6 protein-coding genes and 1 tRNA gene are annotated in these 7,337 nt (G+C 45.1%); 6 read left to right on the forward strand and 1 reads right to left on the reverse strand.

Features of this window, described 5'->3' with window-relative positions; genetic code table 11:
- The 6 genes from NTX75_10800 to NTX75_10825 all read left to right on the forward strand — a co-directional run.
- Nucleotides 1-1,779, forward strand: a 1,779-nt coding sequence (locus NTX75_10800) for an FAD-dependent oxidoreductase (GenBank protein MCX5816709.1), incomplete at its 5' end; no start/stop codon positions are given.
- Nucleotides 1,776-1,970 (forward strand): 4Fe-4S binding protein, encoded by a 195-nt coding sequence (locus NTX75_10805; GenBank protein ID MCX5816710.1) that lies wholly within the window; start codon nt 1,776-1,778, stop codon nt 1,968-1,970. The genes NTX75_10800 and NTX75_10805, both read left to right, overlap by 4 nt.
- A 259-nt stretch (nt 1,971-2,229) precedes the next feature.
- Entirely contained in the window at nt 2,230-3,027 is a 798-nt protein-coding gene (locus NTX75_10810) for a transporter substrate-binding domain-containing protein (GenBank protein MCX5816711.1), read from the forward strand.
- Nucleotides 3,028-3,093: 66 nt separating this feature from the next.
- A tRNA-Arg gene (locus NTX75_10815) sits at nt 3,094-3,167 on the forward strand.
- A 161-nt stretch (nt 3,168-3,328) separates the two neighbouring features.
- The gene (locus NTX75_10820) at nt 3,329-4,336 is read left to right on the forward strand and encodes an amidohydrolase family protein (protein MCX5816712.1); all 1,008 of its coding nucleotides are present in this window, start codon (nt 3,329-3,331) and stop codon (nt 4,334-4,336) included.
- 436 nt (nt 4,337-4,772) lie between these two features.
- A complete protein-coding gene (locus NTX75_10825; GenBank protein MCX5816713.1) occupies nt 4,773-5,480 on the forward strand; it encodes a class I SAM-dependent methyltransferase in 708 nt (235 codons plus the stop codon).
- 424 nt (nt 5,481-5,904) lie between these two features.
- Here NTX75_10825 and pcnB read toward each other — a convergent pair whose 3' ends face one another.
- Nucleotides 5,905-7,245, reverse strand: coding sequence for a polynucleotide adenylyltransferase PcnB (gene pcnB / locus NTX75_10830; GenBank protein ID MCX5816714.1), 1,341 nt, complete (start codon nt 7,243-7,245; stop codon nt 5,905-5,907).
- Nucleotides 7,246-7,337 lie beyond the last annotated feature (92 nt).

The following is a 7,337-nucleotide window of genomic DNA, read 5'->3' on the forward strand; positions in this document are numbered from 1 at the left end:
ATAGTAACAACACAAGGAGCTTATCCTGATATAAAAGCTGAAGGAAAAGGTTTTAAGGGAATGATGAGCATATCGGATGATAAATTTATACCTGGCCTTGCTCGCATTTCAGAAGTGATAAAGCAAAACGGTGCAGTATCATGTTTACAGATTCTCCATTGTGGAAGGGAAGGTGGAGTGGAATTAGATTACTGTCTTATGCCATCAGTTGTCCCACAGAAGCTATCGTATTTTAAACAACCACGCGAAATATCAAAAAAACAGATTAATGAGTCTATTCGTGATCACGTAAAAGCAGCACGCAGGGCAGTTGATGCTGGTTATGAAATGATTGAACTATCCGGAATTGTCGGATATCTTATAGCAACGTTTATATCAAGATATACGAATAAGAGACAAGATGAATATAATGGAAACATTCGTGATAGATGCCGGATAATGATTGAAGTGATACAAGGGATAAAGGCTGAAGTAGGCAACTCGATACCTTTAGGGATAAGACTTTGCGGATTAGAACTTCTTGATGACCGCGGAGGCAATACAGTTGAAGAGAGCATGGAAAGTTTTCGTATAGCCGAAGAAGCGGGTGCTGATTATGTAAGCGTTACAATTGGCTGGCATGAATCATCTCAGTCAGTTATTACAAGAGATGTCCCAATGGGTCATTGGCTCTATGTGGCAGAAATGGTAAAAAAAGCAGTAAACATACCTGTGATGATGGCATTCAGACAGTTTCTTCCTGAAATACCTGAAAAAGCAATTGCTGAAGGTAAGATAGATTTTTGGGAAGCGTGCCGTCCTATGATTGCCGATCCAGAGATTCCACGTAAGTCAAAAGAGGGAAGAACTGACGAGATTATTCCATGTATAGCGTGTAATGTGTGTTTTTCCCGGTTGTATTACCATCAGCCTATTATGTGTTCTGTGAGGCCTACGTTGGGTCATGAGAGAGAGGAGGGCTGGGGATACTACGGCTTCCCCCCCATTAAAGACAGAAAAAACATCATTGTCGTTGGTGGTGGTCCTGCAGGACTTCAGTTTGCTTCGATTGCAGCAAAAAAAGGACATAAGGTAACACTTTATGAGAAAAACAACATACTGGGAGGAAACATACTCCTTGCTTCAAAAGTTGATCATGGTGCAATCGAATTGCTAAGGCCGGTTAAATACCTCGAAAGCGAGTGTCATCGCCAGAAAGTTGAGATAAATCTTGGTATTGAATGTGCACCGCAACTACTTACAGAAAAGAATGCAGACATTGTTGTTATTGCTACCGGTTCGCACATAAAACATTATTCATTGTTGGAATCGAGCATTCTTCTTTCTCCTGAAGACATTATTGTAAATGGTATGTTACCTGGAAAAAGAGTGGCTATAATAGGAGGCGAAGGGGTTGGGCTAGGCGTAGCAGTTTTTTTGTCAGGGAATGGAGATTATGACATTACAATTATTGAAAAGACAAACAAATTAGGCAGGGACGTGAATCCATTCTACCTTTGGCAGTACATACAATTGTTGAAGAAAAAAAGGGTTGTTTTTATGATGAACTCACAAATTAATGGAATGGAAGGCGGTGCGCTTAGCATTGGGTCTTTAAATGAACAAAAAACTATCGAGGTTGATTCAATAATTGTAACATATCGTCAACCTGCAGTGGATTGGAAAACAGCCTTGGAGGGTACTAAAGAAAAGGTATATTTAATTGGTGATGCGAAAAAGCCAAGACGTCTGAATAATGCGATCCATGATGGATACCGCTTAGGAATGGAGATGCAATGATACCTGTAATTAATAAAAATCTTTGTACTGGATGCGGAAATTGCGTTGAAGTATGCCCTCCGCTTGCACTGTCTTTGACGGATGAAAAAGTAGCTTTAGAAGAGGAGGAATTTTGTGAAGAATGCGGTTTTTGTGCTGTCGAATGTCCGACGCAGGCAATAGAAATAATCTTTCCCATCTCCCCCGAATAACTCGCTTTAATAACAGTGCAGACCCACATCTGGGGAAACAGCGAAAAAGAAAATGCTATTGTAATGCGGTGAGTATTGGTGACTTGAACATGGAATTTGAAACTGTTGCATTAAAAAAAGGTTTGACAGTGGCATAGGAATTAAAACAGAATAATGTCATATGGATTGAAGAAAGAAGAAGTAAAAGGAGGGGATGGTCTAAGGTGAAAAGACTGGACAGAGTTCTATAAAGTTGTTAACTTTTAAAAAAGGAGAAAGAATGAAAAAAATTAGTGTAATAATGTTGGTTTTTGTTATGATGATGTCTTTTGCAACAGCAGTTTTTGCAGGACCGGCTATTGACAAAATAGTCAAAAGGGGAGAATTGATAATCGGCACTTCCGGGGACTACCCTCCCTTCACCGTTAAAACTAAAGACGGTAAACTCATGGGACTCGATATTGATCTTGGCATGTTAATAGCGGATGTCATGGAAGTGAAGGCAAAAACAGTTCAGATGCCTTTTGCCGAACTATTGCCTGCCTTGCAATCAGGCAAAATTGACATGATTATCTCTGCAATGACGATTGTGCCAAAACGTAATTTGAAAGTTGCATTTATAGGCCCGTATTTCGTTTCAGGCCAGTCCATCATGGCAACGAAGATGACGGCTATGTCAGTAGAAAACTTAAATGATATGAACAAGCCTGACTTTACTTTAGCAGTGCCTGGCGGGACAACAAGTGAGATGATTGCAAAGAAAAATGTCCCGAAAGCCCAGATAAAGGTTGCCAAAGATATGAATGAGGCAGTGAAGATGTTGCTGGACGGCAAGGTTAAGGCTGTAATGTCCGATACGGCTACCTGTGCCGTAGAAACAGTCCGTTATAAAGAAAAGAACATTGTTTCCACCCCTCCCTTAACTTTTGAGCCTATTGGAATTGCAATAGCAGAAAACGATCCGCTGTTTTTTAACTTTTTATCAAATTTTCTGTCAGGAATGAGGGGAAGTGGCGATCTCGAAATGATTACTAACAAATGGTTTAAAGACACATCATGGATTAAGGACCTTCCATAGGAGTCGGTTGTCCGGGCTGCATTTGTATTGAAATCGGCTCAAAAACTTAGTATAATCAATTACCTTGCCCCCGTAGCTCAGGCGGATAGAGCGACGGTTTCCTAAACCGCAGGCCGCATGTTCGAGTCATGCCGGGGGCATTTAATTCTTTCAATAACTTACGTGTCTCGAACATTCTCACTTTTCCCCTGATTGTATAATTTTTGTATAGGTGCCGTTTCCGGGAAAACTATTTGTATTTATGGAATCAAAGCGTTAACATTCTTTTACTTCTATAGTGTGCAGATTGGAACTTAAGAAGATGAAAAAAACGATATTATTTTCCTTAGTTCTGGTTTTCCTTGTGCAAGCAGTTGTCTTCGGACTCGAAAGAGACGAACAGATAAATGCATTCAGGGGAAGGATCCAGGGCATGCTTAAACAGGGTATACTGCCTGTTATCGATGTGGAATATCACCATGGAAGTAAGATTGAAAATGATAGGCTTGTGACCGCCATGGACAGGAACGGCGTTGCGTTAATATGGGTTGGACCAAACGAGCGCCTTGGCAGTGGAGATTCTATAAGACTTAACGAACTTTATCCCGACAGGTTTGTACCGACAACAGTCCATGGTGATGGCAAGTTATGGCACAGCAGCGATAAAGATTTTCTCGGAACGCTCGAAAAGGATGTCCTGTCAGGAAAATATTTTGCTATGGGTGAATTTGAGGCAAGGCATTACCAATCGAGCACGAATAGCAGGGATATCCATATGCCTGTTGATTCCGGAGCCTTCGACGTAGTGTTCAGGCTTTCAAGTCAGACCGGTATTCCTTTTCTTCTCCATCACGAGGCAGAGGATGCACTTCTTCCAGAACTGGAGAGGATGCTTACCAGGCACCCGAAGGCAAAACTCATCTGGTGTCATGTAGGCCGCAACCGGAATCCGAAAACATGGAAAAAGTTCACCGGCACCGAAACGATCCGTGAGCTTTTAAAGAAATACCCGAATCTCTATTTTGACCTTGTCCAATCAAGGCCGGGTGGCAAGTATCACATGACAGGATATCTGGATGCCATTATGTATGACCCTTCAAGGTCAGGGGGCATACTTGAGCCGGAATGGAAAAACCTTTTCGAAGCATTCCCTGACAGGTTTGTTATAGGGTCGGATGCAAACACCGGTCGCTTTAACGAGTACGACAGGGTAATGAATACATTTCGTAGTATTGTTTTTAAAACATTACGGAAGGATGTCGCTGAAAGGATTGCATTTAAAAATGCCTGGAAGCTGATGACTGGAAAAGACTGGGAAGAGATACAATGAATATAAGATTTTTGGGGAGGTGATTTCGAGGAAAAGTGTTTTCTGCCAGCCATTACTGATGAGATACTTTAAAAACTATTTGTATTTATGGAATCAAGGGGTTAGCATTATGTATACAGCAAAAGGTGAGGAGGGGAGAAAAGCTGTTCAAAGTTCAAGGTCCAACGTTCAGGATTCCATGAGCCATGAGCTGTACTTGAAGGGGGAAGGGATGGATTTAGAGGTTATGCAATCAGGAAGTAACATTTCGTTCACGGCTACAGCAATGCAAGGGTTACAACAACGTTCCTACCGTCTTTTTTTCTAACGGCCTATTACCCAAAGCTCAAAACCCAACACTGCTTTTCCTGCTTTTCTCGCTCGTCCCTGGTCTCGCAATCCCCTTGACACGGCCTTGGGGTTACGCGTAAAATCTCAAGAAGGGAGGAAGAATACCGTGCAATTACAACCCCCGGTGGCACGCCTTTCGCCGTTTCGCAGATTCATCAAGAGGTTTCACCCTGAAGCAATTCCTTGGCCAGGCAGTGTTTTTTACAACAAATTATCGCGGACATCTATTTTTCAGCAAAACTACAAGGTGTTGGCAAGGGATATCACAGGCTACTGCGACGCGGGAAGGGTTTTGGATATCGGCACCGGACCAGGATGGCTTCTTATCCGCCTTTATCAATTGTCTCCTCTCTTGCAACTGTATGGTATAGACGCATCATCATCAATGGTGGAAAAAGGGCTCAAAAACCTTTCCGAACAAGAGCTCTCCGGAGAAATCGAAATCAAGATGGGGTTCGCTGATCGGATACCCTATGATGACAATTTCTTCGATTGTGTTGTCAGTACCGGTTCTCTCCACCACTGGAATGACCCCGTTGCCGCGTTAAATGAGATTTACCGTGTTTTAAGGCCCGGGCAATATGCTCTTTTATACGATATTGCCAGCGATACACCCAAGTCGGTGCTCCGGGAAGGGGGCCGCTCCTTCGGAAGACTGAGAGTGCTGCTCCTCTGGATTCACGCTTTTATGGAACCATTCTACAGTCAGGAACAATTTTCCTCACTTCCTGCGTCCACGCCCTTTCTCCATGGTTCAACAGAATTTGTCGGAGTACTTTACCGCCTTGTTCTTCAAAAACAGCTGGTAGCCTGATCGCACAATTAATTGACGGAACCTGCCTGTGTCTTTTTCCATGAGCTGCTTTCCCTGCGCTCTGCGTTTATTTCCGCTATCGCTCAGAAAAACTAAAGGAGCGAGAAACGCGAATCGCTGAAATGGGAGAAAAAGACGAGGCAAAGAGACATTTGCCGCAACTGTTGCGGTAACTTCTAAAATGGTCAGAAAGCCAATAATTCAAATCCCTTAACGATCAGCCATCACCAATCAAAAAAGGTCTGGTGTCAGATCTTTACGGCCTGTTGCCCAAACAACCATCGGGTACATTCGAGGTAGTAAGCCGGAAGAACTTTGCAGCTCCTTCGTCGCCGGAAACCGTTATGCGAATCGCGACTTCGAACACGGGCTGGGCAAAACCAATTTTTTGCCACAGCCTGATGTCAGGTCTCCCTTTCTTTGGTCAGACGGGAGTCTTGGCGGCATAGCGATGTCTGCGCCGCCTCTTTCTTTGTTTTATTGGAGGGGCTTCATTGGGTGGCGGTTCTGAACATGTTACAGAGGGGGCCTCCAAAAGGAAGGCGTCCCACCATTCCAGGGGGGTTCTATTTTCCCTTCTTGTCTCCGCCCCAAGACGGAGATATGCCATGGCGTCTGTAAATTCAGGCCTGCTGACCAGGGAAGAGGGATGTTGTGGTGGTATTCTGTGCAGGGAGTGTTGAAAGGCAAGAATGCCGTGTAATAGAATGCCGACTCGTTTAGGGATAGATGCGGTCTTGCAGATTTCTTTCATGAAAATGGCACATGCAGCTTCCAGCGCTTGCTTGTGGGGGATACCGTCGCGGTGGCTTGCTAATGCCGCCTCATCGATGCTGGGGCCGAAGAGTGCTCCCAAGAAGAGGGCCAGCGACGGGGACGTTCCGCTTCGATATAGTTGATCGAGCCATTCAAAGTTTGCATGCAGTAATGTCAGGCGATGGCTGTTTCCATAGATCCACTGACTGAGCCCGGGGAAAAGGGCGGCAAGGAGTCCGCTCTTTTCCAGGAGACTGAAAACCGGTCGAGCATATCCAAGGAGGAAGAGTTTCTGTATCTCTTCGTAGAGCCTTGCCGGCGGAACGCGGGAGATGGCGGAGGACAGGTCGCAAAGGATTTCCCATGCAGCGGGTTCTATGACGAGGTTGTGGGATGCTGAAAAACGAATGGCACGGAGCATTCGTACCGGGTCTTCCGTAAATCGTACATAAGGATCGCCAATGGGACGAATAAGCCGCTGCTGGAGGTCGCTTAGTCCTGTGCTGTAGTCAACAACCGAAAAATCTGCCATATTGTAGGCAAGGGCGTTGATGGTGAAGTCACGGCAGAGAGCATCCTCCTCCGGTGTCCCAAAGACGTTATCCCGCAGAACCATTCCATCCTCGTCCTTGACATGGCGGGAGGGGCGGTTATTGTGGCCCGTCTCTTCCGCGCCCGCGCTGTCGGAAGGGACAACGGCCCGGCGGAACGTGGATACTTCCAGGATTTCATCCTGAAAATGGAGATGGGCCAACCTGAAACGGCGGCCTATAAGACGGCAGTTGCGAAAAAGCCGCTTGATTTGGCCGGGTCTGGCGTTTGTGGCTATGTCGAAGTCCTTGGGGGTTCGCTCCAGAAGCAGGTCGCGGACACATCCCCCTACCAGGTAGGCGATAAAGCCTTTTCTATGGAGTCGGTAGAGCGTGCGCACGGCATTCGGGCTTACCTGCTTTCGTGATATACAGTGTTCCTTCCGGGGAATGATTCGTGGTTCCATGCTATTTACCATATCACACTCGATGGAAAAAGCAAACTTTCGGCCGGGACCGACTCCTTAGATACGTATGATCATTTTCAGATGGGTGCCCTTACCGACCTTTG

The organism is Pseudomonadota bacterium (assembly GCA_026388315.1).
Classification (GTDB): Bacteria; Desulfobacterota; Syntrophorhabdia; order Syntrophorhabdales; family Syntrophorhabdaceae; genus MWEV01.

Bases quoted from the DNA above. Each gene is read 5' to 3' on its own strand.
- NTX75_10805 (MCX5816710.1), top strand. From the start codon at position 1,776: ATGATACCTGTAATTAATAAAAATCTTTGTACTGGATGCGGAAATTGC.
- pcnB (MCX5816714.1), bottom strand. From the start codon at position 7,245: ATGGTAAATAGCATGGAACCACGAATCATTCCCCGGAAGGAACACTGT.
- NTX75_10810 (MCX5816711.1), top strand. From the start codon at position 2,230: ATGAAAAAAATTAGTGTAATAATGTTGGTTTTTGTTATGATGATGTCT.
- NTX75_10820 (MCX5816712.1), top strand. From the start codon at position 3,329: ATGAAAAAAACGATATTATTTTCCTTAGTTCTGGTTTTCCTTGTGCAA.